This window comes from Burkholderia sp. 22PA0106 (assembly GCF_047497155.1).
Classification (GTDB): Bacteria; Pseudomonadota; Gammaproteobacteria; order Burkholderiales; family Burkholderiaceae; genus Burkholderia.
This window is the reverse complement of the sequence record NZ_CP163163.1, coordinates 2,484,089-2,510,939: the sequence shown is the minus strand read 5'-3', so window position 1 is coordinate 2,510,939 and position 26,851 is coordinate 2,484,089. Positions and strand designations below refer to the sequence as shown.

Below are 26,851 nucleotides of genomic sequence, written 5' to 3'. Positions count from 1 at the left end.
CTCCTGCCATGGCCCCGGTTGGTCCCAGGTGCTTCGAGATGCCGCGCACGCGCGGCGCCGTCGTCAGTGAATCAGCATTCCGCCGTTCACGTCGAGTGTGATACCCGTCAGGTAGGTCGAGAGATCACTGACCAGAAAGAGGCAGGCGTTCGCGACATCAGCTGCATCGCCGAGCCGTCCGAGGGGGATGCCCTTGATGATATCGGCGCGCATGTCGGGCGTCAGTTTGTCGCCCGTGATGTCCGTCTGGATGAGACCTGGCGTGATGGAATTGACACGGATGTGATCCGCGCCAAACTCACGCGCCATCGCTTTGGCGAGCCCGAGCACACCCGCTTTGGCGGCGCTGTAGTGCGGTCCGCCGAAGATGCCGCCGCCGCGTTGCGCGGAAACGGACGACATGCAAACGATGCTGCCGCCGTTTTGGTCCTTCATCGCGGGAATCACCGCCTGCGACATATAGAGGGTGCCGCGCAGATTGACGTCGACGATCGCGTCAAAATCCTTGCCGCCGATTTCGAGCGTGCGGACCGGCTGAGTGATGCCCGCATTGTTGACGAGTCCGTCGATGCGGCCGTACCGCTCAAGCGTCGCACGCGCAGCGGCTACACAAGCGTCCTTGTCGGTGACATCGCAGGCGAGGCCGAGATGTTGAGGGCCGAGATCGGCTGCGGCAGCTTGCGCGTCTTCCGTGCGCAGGTCGAGGATCACGACACGCGCGCCCTGTGTGGCCAGCACTTTTGCGGTCGCCTTGCCGATACCACGGGGCGATGCCGCGCCCGTCACCACGATAACCTTGTTCTCGAGCAGCATTGCTTGTCTCCTGAGTGTTGATTGGTGCCTGTAGTGTCGACGGACAGGGCAACGGCATCAACGCAGAAACGTTCAACAATGGCTGAGAAAAATTCAGATGGACGCCGCCTCGCTCTCGATCCATGCGAGAAAGCGCTCGACGCGCGGCAATTCGGCGTTTTGCAGCGGGTAAACCAGATGATGTGCGCCAACTTCAACGGAATACGTCTCGTCGAAAACAGGCACCAGCAGTCCGTCCCTGATTTTCACCGATGCGAGCGTAAGGCTCTCGAGTGCGATGCCGAGGCCGAGCGCCGACGTTTCGATCGACATGTAGGAGCGGTCGAACGAAAAATCGAACGTCTTTTGCTTCGCGGATACGCCTGTTCTGCCGAACCATTGCTTCCATTGGACGAGCGGTGTCTCTGAATAGATCAGACGATGCGCCAGCAGGTCTTCAGGGGTTTCGACGGGATGACGGTCGAGATAGGCAGGCGAAGCAAGCGGCGCAATGAACTCTCCACGCACCGTTTTCACTTCCAGATTGTCCCAGTTGCCGTAGCCGTGCCGGATGTCGATGTCGTAGTAGCCGTTCGAAAAAGAGACGTTCTCGTATGAGCAGGCCAGATTGAGCTGAATATCGCCATTCGCTTCCTGAAATGACGACAACCGAGGAAGTAGCCACATGAGTCCAAAGCTCGGACTCGAATGCACCCGCAGGATGTCAACCTCGGTGCGGCTCGACGCGCGCTCGGTCGCGCGGCTCAGATCCGCAAGTGACCCGGTCACGTCGGAAAGGTAGCGCTCGCCGGTGGGCGTCAACACGAGACCACGCCCGGACCGCTGAAACAACGGCTGCCCGACGATCGACTCGAGATTGCTGAGCTGATGGCTCACGGCCGACGCCGTCAGACCCAGTTCTTCCGCTGCGCGATTCACGCTTTTGGTTCTGGCGACACTCTCGAACGCGATGATGGACTTGAGCGGAGGAATACGCATCGTGAAATTTTTTTCAGTTGCGGTTGAATGAAACCGGCTTGTTTGCACGACATCTGCACTGCCATTCTGTCGACAACCCGCACAGCGTGCATATCGCCGATACGACGGCAACCGCGAAGCGGCAGGTTGAGAGTCTCAGCTTCCAACCACATACCAAATTGGCGCAGTGCACAACTGCGCAGGAGACAGACATGCATTATCCGGCTTTCCCTCTTGACGTGCGATCGCTTTTCGTCACCTGACGAGCAAGTCACGGTCTCAGACTCCCTCATTCACTGAGCCTGCGGTGGACGAACATCGGTCCACCCGGCGAGCACGTTGCATCGGTCTCACGGGATTGCTGCCGTGCGTCAACTGCGTATCGCGACTGGAGATTCGACATGGCTCAACAGCCGTATGTGTTGTCGGCACGCTCGATCGTCAAGAGCTTCGGCCCGACGAGCGTGTTAAGAGGATTTGATCTGTCGATCGCACCCGGCGAGGTGCATGCGTTCCTCGGTGGGAATGGCGCGGGCAAGTCAACGCTCATCAAGATCATTTCCGGCCAGCACGAACGCGACGGCGGCACGCTCGAATTCGACGGCAACGAGATCGGCACTTCCGCCGCAGCGCATGTCGAAGCGGGCGCAATCGCCGTGGTGAATCAGGAACTCGCGCTGTTGCCGCATCTGTCCGTCGCTGAAAACATCGCGATGCCGCGCATGCGGCGCGCGACGCAGAAGTACAGCGAGCGCTCCGCGAAAGCCATCGCGATTGAAGCGCTGTCACTTATCGACACGCATTTTGCGCGTGAATCCGTCGAACGTCTGGTGGGTGACTTAACGCTGCACGAGCGGCAACTCGTCGAGATCGCGCGCTCGCTTGGTTCGGGCGCGAAACTGTTGCTGCTCGACGAACCCACGGCGAATCTCACGGCGGCTGAAACCGCACGTCTCTTTGCCGTTATCCGCAGGCTGATCACCGACACTGGACTTGCGGTGCTGTTCGTCTCGCATCGGATGCGGGAGATCCGTCAGATTGCCGACGTGTGCACGATCATTCGTGACGGCAAGACGGCCGTCGACCGCGTTGCGCTCGACGCGATCACCGACCGGGAAATTGTCGAATGCATGGGACAGAGTGTCGAACCCGACGGGCAATCGGGTGCCAACGCGGATAGCGTAGCGCAGACGCATGATGAACATGATACCCAGGCGTCCCTCAGCGTCTGCGAAGGCGACACGATCACGATCGAACACGAAGGCATAGCTGTAGAGATTCGTCCGGGTTCGATCGTTGGCCTGGCGGGCGCCCCCACGGGACCGTCCTCGCTGATCACAGCATTGACTGGGCTTGCCGCCGAACACGCCTGGGAGGTCAAGCGCAATGGCGCGACGGTGGCCTACACGAGTCCGTCGGCAGCGGCGCGCGACGGCGTCGGCTTCATCTCGGGTGACCGGGCGAACAAGGGCATTCTCGAAACGCTGCCCATCGTTGACAACCTCGTCGCGGCGCAGCGCATCGTCGAGCGGCGCAGCGTAGCGCGCAAGACAGAAGTGCAACAGGGCAAGCGGCTGCTCGAAGCGTTGAACATTCGCGCAGGTTCGCTATGGGACCTGCCTTCTACCCTAAGCGGCGGCACGCAGCAGAAGCTGCTTGTCGCACGGTGGCTCACGCTCAAGCCGAAGCTGCTGGTGCTGGAAGAGCCGACGCGCGGCGTCGATATTCGCACCAAGCGCGAGATCTACGCGCTGATCCGCAGGATGGCCGCACAAGGCACGGCCGTGGTCTGGTGGTCGACGGAGTATGTCGAACTCGTCGAACTGTGCGACACGGTGCTCGCCTTTGATCTGGACGGACGCCCGACGGGCGTGCTGCGTCACGCTGATGTCAATGAAACCAATCTGGCCAACGCGACGGGCATGGCTGCCTGAGTGCGCCGTTCGCGCCAGGCTTCGACACACATTCCAATCTGGAGACAACCATGAAGACAGTCACTCACCCGATCACAAGCGAGAGCCGTCAGTCCGGTAGAACCGTGCGACGCCTGCTGTCGACTTATCGTACCGAGATTGCGATCGCCATCGCGATCATTGTTATCGAGCTGGGCGTCGGCATGGTCGTGCCCGCCGCGCTCTCGGGCGGCAACATTGCGAACGTTTCGCAGGCAGCGGCGCCGCTCGTGCTCATGGCGTTCGGCGTCCTGCTCGTGATCATCACGGGTGGCATCGATCTTTCTGTCGGTTCGGTGTTTTCCCTGACGGGCATGGTCACGGGGCTCGCAATGACGCACGGGTTCGGCGCGATCGTCAGCAGTCTTGCGGGGCTTTCTGTGGGTCTTGTCATTGGCCTGATCAATGGTGCGCTCGTTACCTTCGTTGGACTCGCGCCATTCGTCGTCACACTGAGCACATATGCGATCGCGGGGAGTCTTTCGTTCATCGTCACGGACGGCCACTCGCTGCCGATCTCCGATCCCAACTACTACCTCCTCAACTCCGGCTCGCTCATTCCGGGTGTGCCGAACTATGCGCTGTGGTGCGTGTTGCTGCTTGTCACGATCGAGTTTTGTCTGCGCAAGGTGGTCGCAGGACGCTGGCTGTATGCCGTCGGCAGCAGCAGCTCGTCGGCGCGTGTGATCGGCATCCCCGTCAATCGCGTGCGGTTGTCCGCGTATCTGCTGTCAGGGCTGCTGGCTTCGTTCGCGGGGATCGTTAGCATCTCGTACATCAGCAATGCAGAGGCAACGGCGGGTTCAAGCCTCATGTTACAGGCCATCGCGGCCGTCGTGATCGGTGGCGCGAGCCTCTTCGGCGGCACGGGATCTGCAATCGGCGCGCTGCTCGGCGCGCTGATGATCACGATTATTCAGAACGGCGCAAATCTGATCGGTGTGAACAGCTTCTGGCAAGGCACCGTCACGGGGATCGTCATTCTTATCGCGGTGCTCGTCGACCGCATCACCAAGGCACGGCGCTAAGCCGCATTGAACAAGGTTCAAGGAGACAGACATGATCAAGATCGCAACGCACAAGCATGGCGCCATGCGTAAGCCGTACGGCCGGTTGGTCGCAGCTGCCGTACTGATCGCGGCCGCCATGACATCGCAAACGTCGTTCGCGCAAGCGAAGCAGACGATTGCCTATATTGCACCATCGCTCGACATTTCATACTGGCAATGGGTTGCCTATGGCGTCAAGCAGCGGGCCAAAGAGCTCGGCATGAACTATGTCGAGTTCACTTCGGAGAATTCGCCGGCGAAGCAGATGGACAACGTCCGTACGGCATTGACGCGCGGCGTCAGCGCAATCGTGATGGGACCCGTCAGTTCGACCAGCACGCCTCCTGTCCTGCGCCTGCTGAAGGAAAAGTCCGTGCCGATCGCGTTTGCGGGGATCGGCCCGCAGTCTGGACAGACCGACTACACGTCCGCGGTCACTGCTAATAACTATGAAACGGGTAAGGCGCAGGGGGCCTACGCGTGCAAGCTGGCGAAAGAGCGTGGCGGCAACAAGATCGCAATGCTGTCGCTTCCGCAGGACCGCGAGAACGCGCAGAAGTACATGAAGGGCGCGCAGGAGTCGTTCAAGGCCGATGGCTGTGATCTCGTGCAGGTGCTGGAAACGCACGGCCTGACTGTCAACGAGGCCGTCTCGCAGGCCAACGACATTCTCACCGCGCATCCCGATGTGAAAGCGATCTACGGCATGTACGACGAAGCCGCCACGGGCGCGGCGAAAGCGCTGCAAACGCGCGGCCTCACGGGGAAAGTCGCTGTTGTGACGGCCGACGGCAGCCCGACGACGATCCGCCTGCTGCGCGACGGCGCGATTCAAGGCATCTTCCTGCAGGAAGCGGTCGGACAGGGCATCGATGCGACAAGCCAGGTGTTCAATGCGCTGAACCACAAGCCGACCACCCAGGAACTGGCCCTGAAGGAACCGCTTGTCACGAAAGAGACGATCGACCAGCCTGATGCACAGGCCACCGTGAAGCGCGTCTATCCGCCTTCGGCTGGCACCTATTGAGTATCGGATTGATCTGGGAGCCGTCCACTTTTATGTGGACGACTTTCCGCTTTGAATACATCAACGAGATTCGGAGACACTGTGGACAACTTTCCCATCATCGACCCGCATCATCACCTTTACGACCTCAAGACCGGGAACTATCCGTGGTTGCAGGGCCCGATGCTCGAGCGGGTATTCGGCGACTATTCGGCGATCCGCAAGGACTATCTGATCGACGATTTTCTGGCGGACATCAAAAACCAGAACGTGGTGAAGACCGTGCATCTCCAGGTCGAGTACGACCACAACGATCCCGTCGCCGAAACGCGATGGCTGCAGGGCGTGGCTGACAAGCGCGGGTACCCACATGGCATTGTTGGATTTGCGGATCTGTACTCTCCCGATGTGCAGGCCGTGATCGAAGCGCATTGCGAATTCCCGAATGTACGTGGTATCCGGCAATGCCTAAATTTCCATCGCGATCCAGTGAAGACGTTTATCGACAGTCCGCATCTAATGAGCGACGGCCAGTGGCGCAGCGGATATGCGCTGCTCAAGCGCTATAACCTGTCGTTCGATCTTCAGCTTTATTACACGCAGATGGAGGAGGCCGTTGCTCTTGCGCGGGACTTCCCGGATACGCCTGTCGTGCTGAACCACACGGGCATGCCCGTCGACCGTACCCCGGAGGAAATCGAAGCGTGGAAGAAAGCCATGAAACTGTTGGCGTCGGCGCCAAACGTGTCATGCAAGATTTCGGGGTTAGGCATGGGCGACTGGAAATGGACCGTCGACAGTATCCGCCCGTTCGTACTGGCCGCAATCGACGCGTTCGGTGTGGAGCGCTGCATGTTCGCGAGCAACTTTCCCGTCGACAAGCTTTTCAGCAGCTATGACGACGTGTTCAACGCATTCAAGGCCATCACGAAAGACTTCTCGCCGCAGGAACGGCGCGCGCTATTCCATGACAATGCGGAGCGGATATATCGACTCTAAGGCTGATCAAACTTGCAATACGCCTGAGCAAAGGCCGACACGAACGTCGGCTTTGCCGCAATAAACGGTCACGTACGCTGGGCTGATGGAAGGCTGCTTGGGGTCGAGATGCGCCGCTCGGACGCCGCCGACCCACCCGAGAGGCGCGACGACATCGTATGGCGCCGTTCGGGCAGAAGCAGTCATCGGGCCGGTCATCCGGTCGAGCTCGATTCAACGAGTACTGGGTTTCCAGGATTCCGTCTCGGTGGATTCATTTGATGCCGAATGCGCAACTTCAAACAGGGCGACGCAAGCCAGTTGAAGGGGCCTCGCATTCTGGAGCGCGCCTGGTCGCCGACCGAGCGCGCTCCAGAAAATATGCTGGATTTTCTGTCCCCAGGCCGATTTCCTGCGGATTGGCATCGACGATTTCCGTCGATCGCACGGCTGAGCAAGGCGTATCAAGTGCACGTCGATTACGAGATGTGTGGCGAAGGATGTTGAATTGAGGAGTTGAATCCGCAATGGTTAGGCGACGTTCCAGGGCCAGATTGAGGCCCAACGCCGGCAGGTTGCCGCGGACGAAGTCGCGGTTCGCCTGTCATCTGAGCGCTATGAGCGCGGGGCGGGCGCATACGTTGACCTTCTGGGCAGCCGGCGTTTGCTTTTTGACTCCCGGCAGCCGTTGATACGTTTGAAACTTGCGCAGACGTCGAACACCAGTGAACCTGTACGGCGCGCTCGGCTGCGGCTGGGACGCGGAGCAGGCGGACCCTAAGATGGTCAGTCATGCGTCCGCACGCGTATGCGTATCGCCGAATGCCAGTTCGGCATGTCAGTAATGACGCCAGATGGTTGGTTTGTGATGTGTGGTCGCTCCACAATAGTGGCAACCGGTAGCGGGGATCACGATAAAGGCGGATCCAGGCGGCCTTCTTCCACGGTTATCTGGCCCCGTCAAGTTGGCCGGCTGGCCCTTGAAACTTGGAGTTTGACATGGCACAAAAACATACTGTTCTGGTGATCGGTGCGTCACGCGGCTTGGGATTGGCGCTCGCGGAGGAGTATGCGCGTCGCGACTGGAGTGTGATCGCAACCGTGCGCGGTCCGTCCGCAAATCTGGATGAACTGAAGGCCCATTATCCGACTAACCTCGAAATCGAAACCGGAATCGAAATATCTGACGCGGCGAGTGTGAAGGATTTGCGGGAACGGCTCAACGGCCGCACTTTTGACGTGCTGTTCGTCAATGCCGGTATAGCCCGGTCTATCGAGCTGACACCGTCCAGCGCGCCGGAGCAGGATTTCCTCGACATGATGCTCGTGAACGCGTTCAGTCCGGTGCGGCTGATTGAGGCGCTGGAGGATCTCGTCTCGACCGAAGGCACGATTGCGGTAATGTCGTCGGAGCTCGGGAGCATCGAAAATAATAATGGCTTCTGGGATCTCTACAGTTCCAGCAAGGCTGCACTCAACATGCTCATGAAGTGCTATCTCGGTCACCAGCCGGATAACGGGCGCTCGCTTTTGCTGATTGCTCCTGGCTGGGTGCGTACCGAGATGGGCGGATCGGAAGCGACTTTTTCTATCGAAGAGAGTATTCCGCTTGTCGTCGATACGGTCATCCGGAACCAGGGGAAGGCCGGACTACGTTTTATCGACCGGTTCGACGAGACGCTCCCCTGGTAGCCTGTTGTTCGTGTCGTTGGTATTGCGAGGCAGGGTGCTGCAACGATCCCTGCCTCATCGAGGGTTCCCCACGATGGACGACACGAAGTCGAGGAACGCATTGATCTTGGCCGGCATGTGGTTACGCGAGGGATAGAGCACGTAAAGTGGAAACCGTTCTTCAATCCACTCGGGAAAGAGGTTCACCAGGCGTCCGCTGGCGAGCAGATGCTCGGTGCCAAGTTCCATCACCTGAGCGATGCCGTAACCAGCCAGACACACGGAGTGCATTGTGCCGACATCGTTGGTCATGAGCTGGCCTTCGGAATACAGCAGGAATCGCTCCTCGCCACGGTGAAACTCCCACTGGAAAGGCCGTCCCGTTTCGGGGTTCCGGAAGTCGATCCGGACGTGGTTGGAGTCTTTTAACGCTTGCGGATCGGTGGGGTGCCCATAGCGCTTCAGATACGAAGGAGCGGCCACAGTGAGCACGCATGTGTCGAGTAGCTTGCGCGCGATCATGGACGACGATCTTGGTTCGCCGAAGCGGATTGCGAGATCGAAGCTGTCTGCCACCATGTCGCCGAGTTCATCTCGTGTCACGAGATCGAGCTTGAGGCCGGGGTGCGCTTTCAGAAATTCGCCAAGGCGTGGTCCAAGGATCAGGCTGGAAAAGAAAGGGTGGACGTTCACCCGCAGGCGGCCCCTTACAACCAATTTATGGCCGACCGCCGATTCAGCCGCGTCCTCTAGCGCGGACAGTAAAGGCACAACCTGTTCGTACAGGCGGCGCCCCTCGTCCGTCAACGTCACAGAGCGTGGGTGACGGTCGAAGAGCCGGACATCGAGGCGCGCCTCCAGCCGAGCGATTGCCCGGCTTACGCCGGGTTGTGACATGTTGAGTGCCTCAGCGGCAGCGGCAAAGCTGCCGCAACTGGCAACTGCGGCTAGCACGCTCATGCCGTTCAGCGTTCGTTCGTCAAAGGCCATCCATGGGCTCCAGCGTGGCTTGTGAGCGCATGTTAGCGGAAAGAATCCAGACACAGACATGCAATGGAGTCATTGAAGCAATGACTCCATGGTGCTCCATAGCCGTTTGGATCCCGCGCACAATGCCTCATCGCCGTTCTATGTCGGCAATTCATCGGGAGGTGAGAATGTTTGCAGTCACGTGCGTCTCGGGTCGAGTCGGTGGGGTTACTGCGCGGCGATTGCTAGCCCGGGGGCACGATGTGCGGGCGGTCATCCGCGATCCAGCGAGGGCAGCGGCATGGAGCCAGCAGGGATGCGCAGTTGCGATCGCCGATCTTCGGAGCCCGTCTGCGCTGGTGCATGCGTTTGAGGGTGCCGAGGGTGTATTCGTGATGCTGCCGCCGAACTTCGATCCGTTGCCCGGCTTTGAGGATGCGCGCCAGATCATTCTGGCCATCCGCGAAGCGATCAATGTCACGCGGCCATCGAAGGTCGTGGGCCTGTCATCGATTGGCGCGCACCAGGACCGTCCGAGCTTGCTTAGCCAGCTTAACGAGTTCGAGCGGGTGATGGGCGAAGTCGATGCGCCGGTTGCGTTCGTGCGGGCCGCGTGGTTCATGGAAAACGCGGCGTGGGACATCGGGGGCGCACGAGAGACAGGCGAAATTCCGTCTTTCCTGCAGCCAGTTGAGCGCGCGCTACCGATGGTTTCGACGACGGACGTTGGGCAGGTAGTGGCCGAGACGCTTGAAGAGGAGTGGATGGGGACACGAATCATCGAGCTCGCGGGGCGTGATCGCATCAGCCCGAACGACATCGCGGCCACATTTTCAAGGTTAATCGGGCGCGACGTACGTGCGCGAGCGGTCCCTCGTGAAACCTGGGAGTCGTTGTTCAGGGCGCAGGGAATGAACAATCCACTTCCACGCGTTCAGATGCTCGACGGGTTAAACGAAGGATGGCTGACGTTTCAGGGGCGGCGCACGGAGACCCGTATCGGCCGAGTCACGTTGAAGATTGTGCTGAGGGAACTGATCCGTGATGAAGTCTGACGCCTTCGCTGTGCAGGGGCAGGCGCCGAACGGGATCACATTCCGCATGGTTTGTCTGCTGTCTCTGGCCTGCGCACTCATTACCTCTGGCAGCTACGCCCAGCCACTTCGCGCTCTACCGCGCCTATCTCGAAGGCTTGGCTGATCCGGTGCTGCACGCCACGTACGGTACGGGCGGCACGGACGTGCGCGTCACACGGCGCTTGATCCGCACGCTGCGGGACACGTTGACGATCGCGCCGCGCGCGCGACACGGACGTCTCTCACCTGCTGCGTCTGAAGCCGAGCAGCCTGCCGGGGGTGGCCGACAGCGGTGTTGAGCAGGGAGCGGGCTTAGTTGCCGCAGGTGGTCCGATTCCACCGACACTTGAGGCGTTCCGCGATGCCGTGGATGCGACGCTACCACCGGGCGGCTAGTCCACGCACCGGAACGACGCCGCCGCATTGACGTCGCCGCCTTGGTAGCGCGGCCACTGCGGGAAATCGCAGAGCGGGCGCGTGCGGCCGGGCACGCCCACCGTATCGGTGGTCACTTGCCCGGCCGGGCTCTGGCCTCGCTCGACCCACTGCTCAAGCGCCCACAGCGAATCCCAGGTTGCGTTGAACGTGGTGCTCGCCGCGTGGCCCATGCCGGGGATTTCGTAGAAGCGCACGAAGGCATCGACCTGTCGCGCGCCGAACCGCGCCTGCAGGCGGTGATAGTAGTGTTCCGTCGCGCGGGTACTGACGAGTACGTCGGCCAGGCCGTGAACCAGCAGCAGCTTGCCGCCGTGTGCCTTGAACGCGGCAATGTCGGTGCTTGCCTCGAGCTGTTCGCTGAGCGCGTTGATGCGGTTGGCCCACACCCCAGGCTGCTCGGGATCGAGCGCCAGCGAATCGAAGTTGGGGTTGCGCGTGACGGCGTACTTGATCCACTGGTCGGTCAGCACGCTGATGTACGGCGCCGTCGCGGGCATCGGGTTCGCGGGCTGGGCGGTGCCGAACGCGAGGTAGGTGACCACCGGCTCGACGGCAGAAGTCCGACTGGTGATGCCGAGGTCGGCGCCCCACACGTTGTAGCCCGGATATTCTCGTTCGCCGTCGGCTAGGCGGAAGCGCAACACGGTGGGCGTATCGATGGCCTTCAACGCGGTGATCTGCGCGTCGGACACGCAGGTGCCGCCGGTGTCCGCACCCTTGGGGCAGCGCAGCGGTGCGCCGTTCACGGTGGCGGTCGACGGATCGAAGCGCGCGTTGCAGCGTTGCTGATCGCTGATCAGGCCATCGACGACGCCGTCCAGCGCATCGCAGGCCTGCATCGCGGCCTCGTACACGGCTTCGCGTTTGCCGGGCGAGAGATACGCGCCGGGCTGCGCCAGCGCGCGGCTCATGCGATGGCCGCCGAGCAGCGCTGCGGCGTCGTTCCAGGCGGGATACCAGGCGATCGCGCCGTTCCAGTCCGACGGCCAGCGCTGGATCGCCGTCACCGCTTCGCGCCCGCCGGTCGAGCCGCCCGCGAAATAGGCGTCGCGCGGCGGATGCGCATAGCGCGCCGCGATGATCGCGAGCGCGGCATCGTGGGTCTTCTTCAACGCATCGCCGCCGAAATTGCGCACGGCTTCGTCGCTCAGGCCGAAGCGGCCGTCCTGCGAGCCGAGCGCGTTCGCCTGATGGCCGGAGTCGCTGGCGAACGTGGCGTAACCGCGGCCGAGCGGCACGAGCCGGTCGACCGGGCCGTTCGGCACATTGCCGGCGACGTCGGGGATGGTGCCGTCGAACCCGCCGCCGCCGAACATCACCACCTTGTCGTTCCATGCTGAGGGAAGCGCCACCTTGAACTGAATGTCGGGCGCGGACCGGTCCACGGGTGCAATCGCGCCGGTGACTTCGCAATAGGCGGGCAGCGCGCTCGCGCCGCTGCGGCTGCCGCTGGCCGCGATTGGCTTCACGGCCACGACGCGCGCGCCGGACGTGGGCAGGCCGATCTCCGACGGTGGAACGATGAAGCCTTGCAGGCGTTCGCAGGCGGCGTCGGCTGCATTGATGGCGGGCAGGGTTGCGCCGATGCCGCAGGTCGAAACGAGGGATGTGATCAGGATGGCGGCGGCGCGCGCGCCGATCGAACCATGAAGGTGGCGACCAGTCATGATGTCTCCGTGATGATGGTTTTAATGCCCCCGTGCGGACGATGCGGTGCCGGGAACGTGGATGGCGCACCGGCAATCATCAATCAGCAGTGCGATGCAAATGGATCGGGCTCGCCTTCATGAGCGAGGCGAGCCGCGATCTCCGGTTTGCCGGGTTCGATAGTAGCGAGCGTGCGCGCGCGGCGCGAGGTCGGAATCGGACAGGCGGGTGTCCGTTGCGGACACGTCGCGTCCGTGCACGAAATTACGTTCCGGCAACCATGCCGGCGAGCAGCAGTTCAACTATTCGGACCGCCGAAGATTTCCAGTTCTCGCGCACTCTGATTGTTGCCACGCCGGATAGCGCGCGAAGCAAATCGAGCGGTTCGATATCGCGATGGCACTGGCCGGTTTCGATCGAGCGGTTCACCAGCGTCGTGATCGGCGAGGCCAGCCGGTCGGGTGTCTTGCTGTACAGATCCTCCAGCCCGCCCATGAGCGTGTCCATGGCTTCCGCCATGCCGTGCTTCGCATCGAGAAAATCGACGAACAGCATCAGCCATTCGCGCAGCGCGGCCACCGCGTCGGGTTGTGCCGCGAGGCGGGTCCGCCGCCTCGATGAGCGCGCTGACGGGGGATGTCATGGCCAACGGTGCGCCCTGGTCCCATCGACACGCCTATCCTCGACAAAGTGTTTCCCGATAAGAATGTGGCCGCACAGCTATCTGGGCGTCGAAGTCGACGGTGTTCCTTACATGCCTGAGTCGTTTAACCAGAAGACAGCAACTCAACAGCCTTCTTCAAAAGGACAAGGCATGCTTCAACTTCTGTTGGTGGGGCAATATCTCGTCCAGTCATTGATAAATACGCACCATGTACGGCAAGAGAATGCTTTGCCAACGACATTAAGTGATGGCCGCTCGGCCCACGCACGCCTCCGAGCCAATTCTGCACTGTCCGCTCACTAGCGCCAGTCCAGCGCACCAACTTTTTGACTGCATGGCGTGAGTCACCAAATTCTTGTTTGAGAGCGAAGGCAATTGCTAACGAATACTCAGCACCATTGTCACTATTTCTCTCGCGCAATTTTTTGCGTGTTTTCGGCAACACTTTTCTCCTTTTAAAAAATATATTCACCGGATGCGGTAAAAAGATGCCGATTGCGATCCTCGTCGGGAGCGGTCGTCATGACAAACAGCGTCAATTTCTGCGGCCTGGGAGGAATGGTGGAACGAATGTCGCGCAGGAGGGCATCTTTGCTGGATGCAATCGGTCGCGGCCGAGCAGCGGCCTACGTACGGATGTCGACAGAGCACCAACAATACTCGACAGAAAATCAAAAAGAAGTCATTCTCGAATTCGCAAAAAATAGAAATTTAGAAGTGGTAAGGGTTTATGCCGACGAGGGGAAAAGCGGTCTTCGTCTCGACGGCCGTAACTCACTCCAAGCTCTTCTGAGAGATGTCGAGTCGGGCACTGCTGATTACTCAACAATTCTTGTCTACGACGTGAGCCGCTGGGGCCGATTTCAAGACCCAGACGAAAGTGCCAGCTACGAAATTCGGTGCAAGCAAGCTGGAGTCAAGATCCACTACTGTGCGGAGCAGTTCGAGAACGACGGCAGCCCCGTTTCCAGCATTATTAAGAGTGTGAAGAGGACCATGGCGGGGGAATACAGCCGTGAGCTCAGTGTGAAAGTACATGCGGGCCAGTGCAGGCAGATCCGAAACGGATTTCGTCAAGGTGGGACCGCAGGCTATGGTTTACGGCGAGTTCGCATCGACCAGTTTGGTGCAGTTAAAGGCGAACTTCAGCGCGGTGAGCACAAGGCTATTCAAACTGACCGTGTGATACTCGTGCCAGGACCGAATGATGAGCAGGAGAACGTTAGGCGAATTTATCGTTGGTTCGTCGAGGAGGGGCGATCCGAATCTGAAATCGCATTGGCACTTAACCAAGCTGGCACGCTCACTGATCGCGGCACACCGTGGACTAGGGGCACCATCCATCAGATATTGATCAACGAAAAATACATAGGAGATAACGTTTGGAACCGGACTTCTTTCAAGTTAAAAGAAGAACGGGTTCGTAATCCTCCCGCTTTATGGATCAGAACGGAAAATGCATTCGAGCCCATCGTGGATAGAATTTTCTTCGAGGCGGCTCGGCAAATAATCCTCGCGAGGTCTTATCGACTGTCAGATGTTGATATGTTGGATGCATTGCGACAATTGCTCCTACGCAATGGTCATTTGTCCGGGATCGTCATTGACGAAGCGCCCGGCTGCCCGTCGAGTAGTGCCTACGCCACTAGATTCGGGAGTCTGTTGCGGACGTATGATCTAATTGGATACAAGCCGAACCGAGATTATCGATACCTTGAAATCAACCGGCGACTCCGCGAGTTACATCCGAATATCATTGACCAAGCAGAGAGCGCGATGAGAGAGTCTGGCGCTAAAATAGAGCGAATTTCAAGCAGCGGTATGTTGCGAGTAAACGAAGAATTTAATATATCAATGATCCTCTCTCGTTGTCGTCCCACTACTTCGGGTGGTAACCGATGGATTGTTCGTTTCGACGCCGCGCGCCGGCCAGACATCACTATCGCTGTTCGGATGGAAAGCGATGCACAGTCGATTCGGGATTATTTTATCTTGCCTTCGATTGATGTTGGCTGGTGATTCTGTTCGCTTAGGGGATTATAACGATTTTGGTTTTGAGGCTTACCGTTATGATGACCTGGAGATGCTTCGTTTTATATCGCGTCGTACGCCTATAAAGCGAGGGTGATGCGAATAAGGATGGCGGTAGTGTTTTAAATTGCGTGGCGGCTGGGATGTTACGGGGGTTATCAAAAATTTTAAGATGAATGATTTTGTGATTTTTAAAAATTCAATTTAATTGTTGATTTTTTGTGGATTATGTTGGTTTGCTTTGGTGGGTATTGTTGTGTGTGATATGTAAATTAATAAATGAGGGTGTTCGTAATGTCTGAGCATATGGATGCTATTTTTTCCCATCTCGAGCGAAGCGATAAAATAATGCTTATCTCAATTGATCGGCTGCGAGTTCTTAATCCTCGAACTCGCAATCAATATTTCTTTTCTCAACTCGTTGAAAATATCGCGTCCGTCGGTCTGAAACGACCGATCACTGTTGCTCGAGGTGGGATTGATGGTGATGGCCAATGGCATGAGGTCCTTTGTGGGCAGGGACGCCTCGAAGCGTTGAAAGCGCTTGGAGAGACCATGATTCCGTGCAGTGTGGTTGAAGCGAGCGAGGTGGACCGATATCTGATCACGTTGACCGAGAACATAGCCCGCCGCCGTCACTCCACGACAGAGCTTCTGAGTGCGCTGCAGGTTTTGAGATCAAAGGATACTCTACTGTTGAGATCGCAAAAAAGACTGATTTCGATGATTCGTATGTCACTAGTATCTTACACCTTCTCGACAACGGTGAGCAGCGGCTCATTCAGGCAGTAGAGCGACGGATTATGCCTCTCTGGCTTGCTGTCGAGGTGGCACGCGCAACGGGTGACGAGGTGCAGCAAGCCATGGTCGCCGCTTACGAATCAAAGACTTTGACTGGAGAACAACTGCTACGAGTTCGCCGAGTTTTGAGCAGACGCGAGGCATCAGGAAAAATGTTGAACGCACGATCGTTGCCTCGCGAAAAACCCAGTCCGCAGCGCCTACTCAAAATTTACAAGACCGAAGTGCGGCGTCAGAAATTGATGGTGCAGAACGCTCGAATTCAAGAGCAGAGGTTGCTGTTGATTACCTCCGCAATTCGCCATTTTCTTTCAGATGATCATTTCAAGACTCTGCTGAGGGCCGAGGGAATTAGGGATATTCCTGAGGCCGTCGCACGCCGAATTCCATCGGAGCTGATGCCATGAGTAACGTTAAGCATGCATTCGAAAAGCAAGTTATCGAAATTCCCGTTGATCGAATTTTGGTGGAGTCTGATCTGGTGCGTAGCGCCTATTCTACAAAGAAATTTAATACGATTGTCGGTTCCATTTCTGAGCTCGGGATGATTGAACCTCTCGCAGTGTTTCGCTCTCGGCGTAATCTGGGCGACTACGAGTTACTCGACGGTAGGCTACGTTTGGCTGCATTAAAACAACTGGGAAAGACGACAGCTCCTTGCATGATATCGACAGACGACGAGGCTTATACTTTCAATCGGCATATAACTAGGCTCTCTGCCGTTCAAGAGCACAAAATGATTCGTGCCGCCCTTTTGAAGGGTGCATCTGAAAAGCGTATTGCGGAAGTCCTGAAGATGGATATACGCAGTATTCGCGAGAGAGCCAAGTTGCTGGATGGAGTCGCCCCAGAGGCAGCTTCTATTTTGAAAAACCGCCATGCTGCTCCCAAGGTTTTTCAAGTGTTGAAAAAGATGAAGCCATATCGGCAGATCGAGGCAGCTGAGATGATGGTGGCCGCGAACAAGTTTACCGCGACTTACGCGGAAATGATCTTGATAGCGACTCGACCGGATGCACTTGCTGAGGGAGCTAAGCCCAAGAAGAAGGACGAAATTTCACCGGAGGATCTCGCAAAAATGGAGAATGAGATGGATCGTCTACGGCAAGATTGCCAGGGCGTCGAGGAAGAAATGGGCGAGACCATGCTGTCGCTAGTCGTGGCAAAAAGCTTCATGGCTCGCCTCCTTAGAAACGAAAGCATTGAGCGGTACCTCAATCAACATCATAGAGATCTACTCACAAGCTTGACCTCAACCATCGAGTCTATTGACGCGGATCACCGAGGTGGAGAGCAAGAATAGCGTGGGTGCCATCAAAGAGCTGATTGATAGACGTGTTTCGCCCATGCATCCATCAACGGTCGCCGCTGATCGAGCAGGTCGGTCCGATGGTAGGCCGCCTCAACCTTGTTGGCAACGGTGTGCGCAAGCGCTCGCTCGGCAAGATCACGCGCGTAGCCCTGTTCGCTAGCCCAATCCCGAAAGCTGGATCGAAAGCCGTGAGCCGTTGCGCAGCGTCCAGGGGTATCGCTCTCTGCTTTGACACGGCGTAATAGCGCCGTCAACGACATATCGCTCAAAGTTTTCTGTTGGGGTGAGGGAAATACGAGCACGTTATGCAGTCCGCTTGCCTTGATCGCTTTAAGAAGTACAAGAGCATGTACTGACAAGGGAACACGATGTGCTTCCCTTGCTTTCATGCGTATCGCCGGGATATTCCAGATCGCCCCCTGCAGGTCAATCTCCTCCCACGTTGCGCCACGCACTTCGCCACTTCTGGCTGCGGTCAAGATCAAAAAGAGCAGTGCTGCACGAGTGCCGTCGGTTGCCTTCGAATTGCCAAGATGTTTTTCGACAAACACTGGAACCTGTCGCCATGGCATCGCTGGTTGATGCTCGGCCTTAGTCGACTGCTTGGGCAGGAGGTGGTCAACGACGGCGAGCGGGTTGGCGGTGATATGCCCATGAGCCCACGCCCATTGCATGACAGCATGCATTCGCTGGCGAGTGCGGCTCGCCGTCTCCGCCTTCGTCAGCCAGATCGGACGAAGAACGTCAGCGCAATCTCCAGGGGTGACGGCGTCAAGTTTCCGGGTGCCCAGTTTGGGGAACGCATAGGTTTCAAGCGTGCTGATCCACTGCGCAGCATGCTTTGCGTTTTTCCAGCCAGGCTTGAGTTCTTCGTGAACCTTCCGTGCGGCCGACTCGAAAGTTAGGTCGGCGGCTGCAATGGCTATCTCATCGCGCTCGCGATTGCGCTGTTCAATGGGGTCTTCGCCCGCGTCGATCAGCTTGCGCATCTGCTGGGCTCGCTCGCGAGCTTCACCGATCGAAATTTCCGGGTAGCTCCCTAACCCGGCATCTCGCCGTTTTCCTGTTACAGGACTGACGAAGCGCAGCGTCCATTTGCAGCCCCATTTGGCCGGAGAGAGAAAAAGGCCGGTCACCTTTCCGTCGAACACGGGCTTGTCACCCGGCTTTAGTGCTTTTGCTTGTTTGTCGGTCAGCATCAATTTTCAGCCCATCACAGCCCATCATCCAGCCCATCACGAAGCGTTGGATGGGCTTGAAAGTCATCAGCTTAATTTGGACGCTTGGATGATGCAAGTGGTTGATAAGAAAAGAGATATTTGGATGGCTTTGGATCGGGTTGGAAGCTGATTTGGCGGTCTCCGTCTCCGCCATTAGGCGGTGACAAAGCCCCGCAAGTTCTCGGACTTGCGGGGCTTTTTCTTTTCCAGCCTATCCAGCCTATCCAGCCCATCAACTGGCGTTTGCTTGATCCTTGCAACTGAGGGTTGCCGGCAACCTGCCCAGCGGCCGTGGGCATCGCGAAGCAATGTTCACCTCCTGGGAAAAAAATGATCCGAAGGATGCACAGGTCATCCTTCGGATGCCCCGGCGCAGCACTGATCAGCGCCAGGCATCCGCCATTTCACGCGCAAGGACGAGCGCCCTGGTAATGTCGTCGAGCACTGGGTCGCGCGAGTTTCCATCCTGCTGGCGCAATGCGAACGACGGGTGATAGGTGGCGATGGCCCATCCACCATCGATCTCGAAAGGTGCATTCAGGTAATCTCCAAGGCTGGCTTTCCTGCGCAGCAGCGTGGTGAGCGCAGTGGCGCCGAGCGCCACGATCACGGCAGGTCGCACCGTGTCCAGTTCACGCTCGAGCCAGTAACGGCAGGCTTCGATTTCACGTTGCACGGGCGTTTTGTGCAAACGGCGTTTGCCGCGCGGCTCCCATTTGAAATGCTTCACTGCATTGGTCAGATAGACCTGATCGCGCAACAAGCCCGCGCGCTCGATGGCAACGTCGAGCAGTTGTCCCGCCGGCCCGACGAACGGTTGTCCGCTCAGGTCTTCCTGATCGCCCGGTTGCTCGCCGATCAACATGATTCGAGCGCTGCTCGGTCCCGCGCTGCCCACCGCCTGCGTAGCGCTCCGCCACAAGTCGCAACGTCGGCAAGCATCCAGCGAAGAGGCTTGCTCTCGAGCCGGTTGCGCCGCGTCGGCTTCGACAGCAATCGCCTTGCCGGCCAGCGTGCCGACACCGCTGGCTTGAGCGAGCCGCCGCGCGCCGCTCCTGGCTTCGCTGATCATGCCGGGAATCAAACGTGCCTCGGGCAAGCCCTTCCAGAAACGCACCGGCATATGCTGCTCCAGCGCGTTTTCGTTCAATCGTGCCGGGTTGAACGTGCTCCGGTAATACGCGAGCCACAATGCCTCGGCCTCATCCTCGGTGTCGTGACGATGACCACCCGGCAACGCGCAATGCGTGTCCAGATGCAACTGGCTGCCGTCCCAGAAGGCGGCGCCGCGAGGGGTGGTGATGAGCCATGAGGATCGGCCCATGCGCTGCGCAAAATGTTCCGCGGCCCACTCGAGCACGTCGTGGTCGGGCTCGTACCAGGCAAGGTATTCGGGAGCGGCCTTGCCGTTCGGCCGCTTGCGAAATCGCACATAGGCAATCATGTCGTGCTGGGCGCGGCGCACGCTCTTGGCCATGCGGTAAAGGCGTGAGCCGTCGCTATCGGCGGGCGATGCCGCCGAGCGGTCGCCGTGATGCCAGCGCCACAGCACCTTGTATAAAAACGCCCAGCGCTGAGGATCGCGAAACGATGCGGCGTCTTTCAGCAGCGCCGCGAACGCCTTCGACACCTGAACTTCGGCACGGCGGGGTGAAGCCGCGGGCGTGCCTGGCGATTCCGGCGCGTAGTCGATCAAGGCTTGCTGCTGCGGCATCTCGATCGCCTCCGCGAGATGCCAGTGGATCGACGCCGGCGGAAGGTCTTCGGCGAGGGCCGCAAGCGAGGCCGCGCGCCACGCGGCAAAGCGATCTTCGATCACGATGGTACGCATCGGCCGTCCTTACAGCAGCGCGAGTTGCACCGGCGGTGGCACGAGTACGCGGCGCAGTGTCTCCGACGACGCATCATGCAGGGCGGCGCGATAATCCTGCGTCACCACGAACGGCCGGATTTTCTCCATCGGACAGCGCAGACGCGCCAGATCCTCGTAACGGACGCGACGCGTGCACCGCAATTCGACGATGCGTTTTGCGTTGCGCATGCCGATGCCGGGCACGCGCGCGATCATGCGAAGCGGCGCGCGGTTGAGGTCGACAGGAAAATGCTCGCGATGAGCGAGCGCCCACGCGAGCTTCGGATCGATATCCAGCGTCAGATCTGCGCTTTGCTCGAACAGTTCGTCTGCACGGAAGCCGTATCCGCGCAGCAGAAAGTCGGCTTGATAAAGCCGATGTTCGCGCAGCAGAGGGGGCGCCTGCGCGGGCAAGGAGGACGGGCTGTCTGGGATCGGACTGAAGGCCGAGTAGTAAACGCGCTTGAGCTTGAACGAGCCGTAGAGCGATTCGGCCGTCTGCAGGATGGTGCGATCGTTTGTCTGGTCGGCCCCGACGATCATTTGCGTGCTTTGCCCCGCCGGTGTGAACGGTGGAGCCTTCGTCTCGGTCTGCGCCTCTTCCTGGGCAAGCCGGATCGATCCCATCGCCAGCTTGATGGTTCGCAGGTTCTTTTCCGGCGCGAGGCGCGCAAGGCTGCCATCCGTCGGCAATTCGATGTTCACGCTCAGACGATCCGCATAGCGACCGGCTTTCGCGATGAGTTCGGGGTCCGCGTCCGGAATGGTCTTGAGATGCAGATAACCGCGGAACTGGTGGTCCTCCCGCAGCGACTGTGCCACGCGCACCAATTGTTCCATCGTGTAGTTGGACGACCGGATGATGCCCGAACTCAGGAACAGGCCGTCGATATAGTTGCGCCGGTAAAAATCGAGCGTGAGATCGACGACTTCCTCGGGCGTGAATCGTGCGCGCGGCACATTGCTGGAGCGGCGGTTCACGCAGTACTGGCAGTCGTACAGGCAAAAGTTGGTGAGCAGGATCTTGAGGAGCGACACACAGCGCCCGTCCGGCGTAAAGCTGTGACAGATGCCTGCGCCGGTGCTGGCGCCGAGCCCGGCAACACCGCGCGAACCGCGCTTGGGTGCGCCGCTGCTGGCGCAGGAAGCGTCGTACTTTGCCGCGTCGGCCAACACCTCGAGCTTCTTCTGCAGTTCCACATCATCACCAATACTGTATATGCATACAGTATTTTACGTCGGTGGGCGTTGAGCGCAAGCGGAATATGAAATCGCTTTTGGGGCGGAATCGAAGGGCGGGCCGGGCCGCAAATCGGGCGGGCGGCGATGCGGGACGCAAAAGTATCGCCGGAACATCGCGGCAAACGCGCTGGGGCTGCTGTAGCCGCAATCCAGGGCGATATCGATGATCCTCCTGCCCTGAGCCAGTTTCCGGAGGGCAAACAGGAATCTGGCCTGGTGTCGGCGAGGCTGGCGCTCGGTTTCGAGCTTTCTTCAAACGGCGCGATCGAGTTCATACCGCGCTCGCATCGGATGCTCCTCGAGCGGCGGCGTTTCTGACCTGCGCCTGAATTTTGCAGCCACGCCACCTGTCAGGTGAGTTGCGCGAAAATTTCGTAAAGGGCTGGCTGGTCCTCGAATCCGATTCCGGGCATCGTTGGTAACGTAGCCTGGCCGCCCCTGATTTCGACTTCGCGGCTGAAGCCGCCAAAGGCGCCAAACAGTCCCGGGTACGACTCGGCGCTTCCCAGGTCCAAGCCTGCCGCAACGTGGAGCGACATCATGTTTCCACCATGAGGCATGATATTTTCGCGAACGACGCCATGTTTCAGTGCAGTCTCGACGATGCGTTGAAATTCGCCAATGCCATAAGCCAACGGGGGGTCGGGTTGAAGCACGAGACGCCCGTTGAATTGCCCGTAGCGCAAAAAGTTGTCCGTTTCCGTATCCGAGAACAAATTTTCGCCGCCAGCGAGGGTGCCGGAATAATTGAGACTGACGGCCCGGTATGTCTCGAAGTCGGCAGGATCACAGGGCTCTTCCAGCCATCTCAGTTGATACGGTTCTATCTCGCGAGCAAACGCCAGTGCCTGATCTCGATCGAAGGCACAACCGGCGTCGAGCGCCAGCCGGCTACCGTTTCCTACCAGCGCCAGGACGCACTCGATACGCCGCGCATCCTGGTTGAAGGGAACCCCGCCCGCCTTTATTTTTACCTCGGTGTAGCCGCTATCGAGATAAGCTCGCACTTCGTCACCGAGCTGCGCCAGATCGTCGGTGGCGTGATAGAAGCCTCCTCCGACATAGCAGGGGATACTGTTTTTGCTCGCAGCCGTTTCCACCGAAAAACGGTTGGCAATGACCTTGTACAGCGGCAACCCCTGCATTTTTCCGACGATGTCCCAGAGCGCCATTTCCAGCGTGCCGATCGCCATCGACCTCTCTGCGTGCGCACCGAGCTTCTCGCCTCGCATCATCACGTCGAGCGCACGCTGCGGATCGATCAGTCCGCTTTCCTTATCGTTCAGTTGTTCGGGGGATGCAGCCAGGAGTCGCGGAATGATTCGCTCCCGCATCGGGCCTCCACAAGCGTAACGACCAAACGAATTGAAGGCATAGCCGACGACAGGTTTCCCATCACGGATCTGGTCCGTCACAACAGCCACGACCGTCACGGTCATCTGGCTGAAATCGATCCGGGAATTTCTCAGGGGCGAGCCAATCGGAATGGTTTTCTCACGAATATTGATGATTTTCATTTTGCTTGGTCGATGAAATTGATCGTTTTTACTGACGCCTGGCCGAAGGTTCGTGCTTTCACTTGTCGACGAGCTTCGAGGGGATGCGCGACACGATGGCAATTCCGAGCAACAGGAACGCTACCAGTACATACATGCCCGCGCGGCCGCCGTGCGTCGTATCCCGGAGCCAACCGACCATGGATGGCGAGAGAAAGCCCGCCAGGTTGCCCATCGCGGTAATCAATGCAATTCCCGCTGCGGCCGATGCGTTCCCCAGAAATCCGGTAGGCAATGGCCAAAAAAGAGGGGTGGCGGAGATGGCGCCTATTGCAGCCAGGCTCAGGGAACCGATGGCGAGGAACGTATTCGCCTCGAAAATTGCCGCGCCGGCGAAACCGATGGCGCCGAGCAGCATGGGCAACATCAGGCATCGCTTGCGCAGCTTGGTTCGATCGCTCAGGGAGCCGAAACAGACCATCGCCGTGGCTGCCGCTATATATGGAACGGCGGCGACCAGGCCTATGTGGAAATTTCCTGCGATGCCAGCCGCCTTGATCAAAGTCGGCAACCAAAGCGTCACGCCGTATTGGGCGACCACGATGCAAAAGTAGATCGAACCCATCAACCAGACCTTGCCATCCGAAAGGGTCTGCGCCAGGGATGCATGGCTGACTTTTGTCTTTTCCCCGCTTTTGATCTCATGCTCAAGCGCGTCTTTCTCTGCATGGCTGAGCCACTTTGCACTCCTGATGTCATCATCCAAAAAAATCCAGACGATGAAACCCAATAGCACGGCCGGCATGGCCTCGATGAAAAACAGCCAGCGCCATCCCGCGAGCCCGTTCACGTTTTTGAGGTTTTCAAGAATCCATCCCGATATCGGTCCGCCGATAATTCCTGAAAGCGGCAGCGCAATAAAAAATATCGCGATAATTTTCGACCTCCGTTCCGTTGGAAACCAATGCGTAAGATAGAGGATTGCGGTAGGAACAAAGCTCGCTTCCGCGATCCCGAGCAGGCATCTGGATAGATAGAATTGAGTCGGTGTATGCACGAACATGGATGAGGCCGAGATGAGCCCCCACACGATCATGATTCGTACCAGCCATTTCCGAGGGCCGATCTTTGCGCCCAGGATGCTGCTGGGGATCTCGAAGAAAGCATAGAATACGAAAAAAATACCCGCGCCCACGCCGTACACCGTTTCGCTAAATCGCAAGTCACTGAGCATTTCGAGCTTTGCAAAGGCGATATTGACACGATCCAGATAGGAAACCATGTAGCAAAGTGTCAGCAGCGGCACGATGCGCCAAGTGATTTTCCTGTATAACGACATGCCATCGTTTTTGGCCTGCAAGTACCCAATATTCGAATCCATCATGCTGTCTCCATTCTATTTTTTACCAAAAACATACGACAATTGCTGGTGAATCGATTATCCATCGGATCTGGTTTTCAAGAATTCAAATTCCGAATCTCAAACGAAATCGAATTCAGGCTTTCGTGCAGTGTTTTTTGCTGTGACAAGTCGAGCGGAAGCAGGGGCGGTCGAAGCTGTGCCCACTGCGGGTCGTCGGTTGCCTGCGCGATCGCAGATTTCATGGCGGCAATCAGCGGATAACTCGAAAATTTCTCGCGAATCAGGTTCAAGTGTTTTTGTTGAGATTCGGCTTGCGCCTCTTCCCATCCATTGAATAACTGAACAATTTGCGCCGGATTGACGTTGGCCAGGGCGGAGATGCATCCTGCGCCACCCGCGCGCATTGTCTTTAACAGGATGGATTCCGATCCCGCGAAAACATCGAATCCATCGTTTGAAAAAAGCTCGATGGTCTTGCTGGTGTATGCCCAATCGCCACCGGTATCCTTCATGCCGGCGATCACCACCGGATAGCGTTTCAGCAAACGCTCCACTAAGGCGTGTGAAAATCCGACCTGAGCGACCGGCGGGATGTGATAGAGATAAATGCGAAGACGGTCGTCGCCGACGCGTTCGATGAGTTCGCTATAGAACGCAAACAGGCCATCGTCAGTGACCGCCTTGTAGTAAAACGGGGGCAGTGCGAGCACGCCGGCACAGTTGAACTCGAGCGCCTTTTGCGTCAACTTCACGGCGTCCGTCAACGAGCAGCTGCCGGTGCCGGGCAGCATCGAGGCGGGGGGAATACCCGCATCGACCACATGCTGAAGCAGATCGATCTTTTCTTCAGTCGAAAGTGAATTGCCCTCTGAATTGGTGCCGAACATCGCCAAGCCGCAACCCTGACCGACCAGCCACTTGGACAGCCTCACAAATCTGACGGGGTCGGGGGTTTTGTGTGCGTCAAACGGCGTGAGCACGGGTGCCAGAACACCTTTGAGACGTCCGGAAGTGGTTTGCATTGTTTGCAACTCGCTTGGTTCAGAATGTCTGCATTCTCACCGCGCTGCATGGGAAGGCGGTTGCTGATTCAGCGCCAACGGTTGCGAATTTTGCAAAAGACGACCGGCGATACGTCTGGCTTTTTGGTACGTTCGGCGTAGCCTAGGCAGCAATGAAATCATGAGGCGTGCGAATGATGATCGACCTGGTCTCCTTGAAGGATTTTCTCGTCCTTTGCCACCTGAAAAGCTTCAGTCGCGCTGCCGAGCAACGTCATGTGTCGGTGTCCGGGCTGAGTCGACGTATCCAAAACCTCGAACTGTGGATTGGCGCCCCGGTATTCTTGCGATGCAAGGGGGCCTTGGAATTGACGAGCGTGGGATGTCAGTTGCAAGCCGTCGCCTCGGAGGTCGTCTACGCGCTCGATGGCTTGCGGAAATCGGTCAAGGAGAATGGCAAGGACAAACAATCGAGAATTCGGTTTGCTGCGCCGCACGTCATGTCGGCGGTGTTCTTCAGCGACTGGATTCCGCGATTGCATGGGGACTTCAAGATGGCCAAGTTCAGCGTGCAGTCCGATTCACTGCAGGAATGCTTCGCAATGCTTAACGATGGGTCGTCGGACTATGTCGTGGCATTCTTCGACGCGGCAGACGTGGTCGCCGACCGAGTCGGCAATGCCCTTGCCGACTACATGAACCTGGAGTTGGGACGGGACCGGTTGATTCCGGTAAGCGCGCCCGATGCGGCTGGCCGGCCGCTGTTCAATCTGTCCGGCAGCAACCAGGAGCCGGTGTCCTTCCTGGGCTATGCGGAGGAGTGCCACCTTGGTTGGTCTCTGGCGCCGAAGTTGGAAGAGCTCGGTCTTGTCGGGTTACGGCAGGATCATGAGGCGAGTTTGACGGACGGCCTTCGCTTCATGGCGCTCTCGAAGCTGGGCGTGGCGTGGCTGCCCTTGACATTGGTGCAGGCTGATCTCGCGGCGAAGCGTCTGGTGCGGGCGGGTGATGGAACGTTTGATGTCCCTCTGCGGCTTGTCTTGACGCGTAAGCCAGCCCCGTTGGCCACGGAGGCCGAGCGGCTTTGGGAATACCTGAGGGCGCGGGCGTTGCTGTCACCGATATGCCAGGCTCGGGTAGCGGGCGACCTGACGAATGACGGTTGGCAACCTGAACCGCGTGTTTCGGAGTTTGCCGAGATGGAGCGCAGCTCGCGGACCTGACCAGGGTGTCCCGCCGACTTGGCGCGGCTCACCCGAGCCTGCGCATGATGCTGCGGGCGTCGTATCGTCTGCGGCACGGCAGGACGAAGA

General features: G+C 58.5%; 23 protein-coding genes and 2 pseudogenes. 12 read left to right on the top strand and 13 right to left on the bottom strand.

Annotated features, from left to right (window positions below; all coding sequences use genetic code 11):
- Positions 1–63: 63 nt before the first annotated feature.
- Positions 64–813, bottom strand: coding sequence for an SDR family NAD(P)-dependent oxidoreductase (locus AB4850_RS25885; protein WP_414442326.1), 750 nt, complete (start codon positions 811–813; stop codon positions 64–66).
- 93 nt (positions 814–906) lie between these two features.
- Positions 907–1,791 carry a LysR substrate-binding domain-containing protein gene (locus AB4850_RS25880; protein ID WP_414442325.1) on the bottom strand — a complete coding sequence of 295 codons (885 nt, stop codon included), beginning with the start codon at positions 1,789–1,791 and terminating at the stop codon, positions 907–909.
- Between the two features lie 380 nt (positions 1,792–2,171).
- Between AB4850_RS25880 and AB4850_RS25875 the strand changes: the two genes are divergently transcribed.
- The 6 genes from AB4850_RS25875 (at position 2,172) to AB4850_RS25850 (ending at position 8,447) form a co-directional block, all read left to right on the top strand.
- A complete protein-coding gene (locus tag AB4850_RS25875) occupies positions 2,172–3,704 on the top strand; it encodes a sugar ABC transporter ATP-binding protein (protein WP_414442324.1) in 1,533 nt (510 codons plus the stop codon).
- Between the two features lie 50 nt (positions 3,705–3,754).
- Entirely contained in the window at positions 3,755–4,750 is a 996-nt protein-coding gene (locus AB4850_RS25870) for an ABC transporter permease (RefSeq protein ID WP_414442323.1), read from the top strand.
- Between the two features lie 31 nt (positions 4,751–4,781).
- On the top strand, positions 4,782–5,798 hold the full coding sequence (locus AB4850_RS25865; RefSeq protein ID WP_414442322.1) for a substrate-binding domain-containing protein: 1,017 nt from the start codon (positions 4,782–4,784) through the stop codon (positions 5,796–5,798).
- 81 nt (positions 5,799–5,879) lie between these two features.
- A complete protein-coding gene (locus AB4850_RS25860; RefSeq protein ID WP_070106339.1) occupies positions 5,880–6,776 on the top strand; it encodes an amidohydrolase family protein in 897 nt (298 codons plus the stop codon).
- Between the two features lie 267 nt (positions 6,777–7,043).
- On the top strand, positions 7,044–7,262 hold the full coding sequence (locus AB4850_RS25855) for a hypothetical protein (RefSeq protein ID WP_414442321.1): 219 nt from the start codon (positions 7,044–7,046) through the stop codon (positions 7,260–7,262).
- A 492-nt stretch (positions 7,263–7,754) separates the two neighbouring features.
- On the top strand, positions 7,755–8,447 hold the full coding sequence (locus AB4850_RS25850) for an SDR family NAD(P)-dependent oxidoreductase (protein ID WP_414442320.1): 693 nt from the start codon (positions 7,755–7,757) through the stop codon (positions 8,445–8,447).
- Between the two features lie 54 nt (positions 8,448–8,501).
- Here the strand turns inward: AB4850_RS25850 and AB4850_RS25845 are convergent, their stop codons facing one another.
- Entirely contained in the window at positions 8,502–9,416 is a 915-nt protein-coding gene (locus AB4850_RS25845; RefSeq protein ID WP_414442319.1) for a LysR family transcriptional regulator, read from the bottom strand.
- Positions 9,417–9,418: 2 nt separating this feature from the next.
- On the opposite strand from AB4850_RS25845, the gene AB4850_RS25840 reads away from it, so the two are divergent.
- Positions 9,419–10,450 carry an NmrA family NAD(P)-binding protein gene (locus tag AB4850_RS25840; RefSeq protein WP_414442318.1) on the top strand — a complete coding sequence of 344 codons (1,032 nt, stop codon included), beginning with the start codon at positions 9,419–9,421 and terminating at the stop codon, positions 10,448–10,450.
- Positions 10,451–10,863: 413 nt separating this feature from the next.
- Here AB4850_RS25840 and AB4850_RS25835 read toward each other — a convergent pair whose 3' ends face one another.
- From AB4850_RS25835 to AB4850_RS25825, 3 genes are all read right to left on the bottom strand, one after another.
- Positions 10,864–12,576, bottom strand: coding sequence for a tannase/feruloyl esterase family alpha/beta hydrolase (locus AB4850_RS25835; RefSeq protein WP_414442317.1), 1,713 nt, complete (start codon positions 12,574–12,576; stop codon positions 10,864–10,866).
- Positions 12,577–12,820: 244 nt separating this feature from the next.
- Complete coding sequence (locus tag AB4850_RS25830; protein WP_414442316.1) at positions 12,821–13,135, bottom strand: hypothetical protein; 315 nt, start codon at positions 13,133–13,135, stop codon at positions 12,821–12,823.
- A gap of 188 nt (positions 13,136–13,323) precedes the next feature.
- A complete protein-coding gene (locus tag AB4850_RS25825; RefSeq protein WP_414442315.1) occupies positions 13,324–13,662 on the bottom strand; it encodes a hypothetical protein in 339 nt (112 codons plus the stop codon).
- A 194-nt stretch (positions 13,663–13,856) separates the two neighbouring features.
- Here AB4850_RS25825 and AB4850_RS25820 point away from each other — a divergent pair.
- The 4 genes and pseudogenes from AB4850_RS25820 (at position 13,857) to AB4850_RS25805 (ending at position 17,355) form a co-directional block, all read left to right on the top strand.
- Positions 13,857–15,348, top strand: a pseudogene (locus AB4850_RS25820) (recombinase family protein).
- 197 nt (positions 15,349–15,545) lie between these two features.
- Entirely contained in the window at positions 15,546–16,043 is a 498-nt protein-coding gene (locus tag AB4850_RS25815; protein ID WP_414442314.1) for a ParB N-terminal domain-containing protein, read from the top strand.
- Positions 15,929–16,459, top strand: coding sequence for a plasmid partitioning protein RepB C-terminal domain-containing protein (locus tag AB4850_RS25810; RefSeq protein ID WP_414445612.1), 531 nt, complete (start codon positions 15,929–15,931; stop codon positions 16,457–16,459). Before AB4850_RS25815 ends, AB4850_RS25810 begins: the two co-directional genes overlap by 115 nt.
- A complete protein-coding gene (locus AB4850_RS25805) occupies positions 16,456–17,355 on the top strand; it encodes a plasmid partitioning protein RepB C-terminal domain-containing protein (protein ID WP_414442313.1) in 900 nt (299 codons plus the stop codon). The genes AB4850_RS25810 and AB4850_RS25805 overlap by 4 nt, the downstream gene beginning before the upstream one ends.
- Before the next feature lie 11 nt (positions 17,356–17,366).
- Here the strand turns inward: AB4850_RS25805 and AB4850_RS25800 are convergent, their stop codons facing one another.
- The 7 genes and pseudogenes from AB4850_RS25800 to AB4850_RS25770 form a co-directional block, all read right to left on the bottom strand.
- On the bottom strand, positions 17,367–18,563 hold the full coding sequence (locus AB4850_RS25800; RefSeq protein ID WP_414442312.1) for a tyrosine-type recombinase/integrase: 1,197 nt from the start codon (positions 18,561–18,563) through the stop codon (positions 17,367–17,369).
- Positions 18,564–18,966: 403 nt separating this feature from the next.
- Positions 18,967–20,415, bottom strand: coding sequence for a UdgX family uracil-DNA binding protein (locus AB4850_RS25795; protein ID WP_414442311.1), 1,449 nt, complete (start codon positions 20,413–20,415; stop codon positions 18,967–18,969).
- Between the two features lie 9 nt (positions 20,416–20,424).
- Positions 20,425–21,636, bottom strand: a complete 1,212-nt coding sequence (locus tag AB4850_RS25790) for a putative DNA modification/repair radical SAM protein (RefSeq protein WP_414442310.1) — start codon at positions 21,634–21,636, stop codon at positions 20,425–20,427.
- Between the two features lie 129 nt (positions 21,637–21,765).
- Positions 21,766–21,900, bottom strand: a pseudogene (locus tag AB4850_RS25785) (helix-turn-helix domain-containing protein); the annotation flags it as partial.
- 128 nt (positions 21,901–22,028) lie between these two features.
- Complete coding sequence (locus AB4850_RS25780; RefSeq protein ID WP_414442309.1) at positions 22,029–23,195, bottom strand: enolase C-terminal domain-like protein; 1,167 nt, start codon at positions 23,193–23,195, stop codon at positions 22,029–22,031.
- A 58-nt stretch (positions 23,196–23,253) separates the two neighbouring features.
- Positions 23,254–24,558, bottom strand: a complete 1,305-nt coding sequence (locus tag AB4850_RS25775) for an MFS transporter (protein WP_414442308.1) — start codon at positions 24,556–24,558, stop codon at positions 23,254–23,256.
- Between the two features lie 74 nt (positions 24,559–24,632).
- On the bottom strand, positions 24,633–25,559 hold the full coding sequence (locus AB4850_RS25770; protein ID WP_414442307.1) for a dihydrodipicolinate synthase family protein: 927 nt from the start codon (positions 25,557–25,559) through the stop codon (positions 24,633–24,635).
- A 173-nt stretch (positions 25,560–25,732) separates the two neighbouring features.
- Between AB4850_RS25770 and AB4850_RS25765 the strand changes: the two genes are divergently transcribed.
- Positions 25,733–26,761 (top strand): LysR substrate-binding domain-containing protein, encoded by a 1,029-nt coding sequence (locus AB4850_RS25765; protein ID WP_414442306.1) that lies wholly within the window; start codon positions 25,733–25,735, stop codon positions 26,759–26,761.
- The last annotated feature ends 90 nt before the right edge of the window (positions 26,762–26,851 follow it).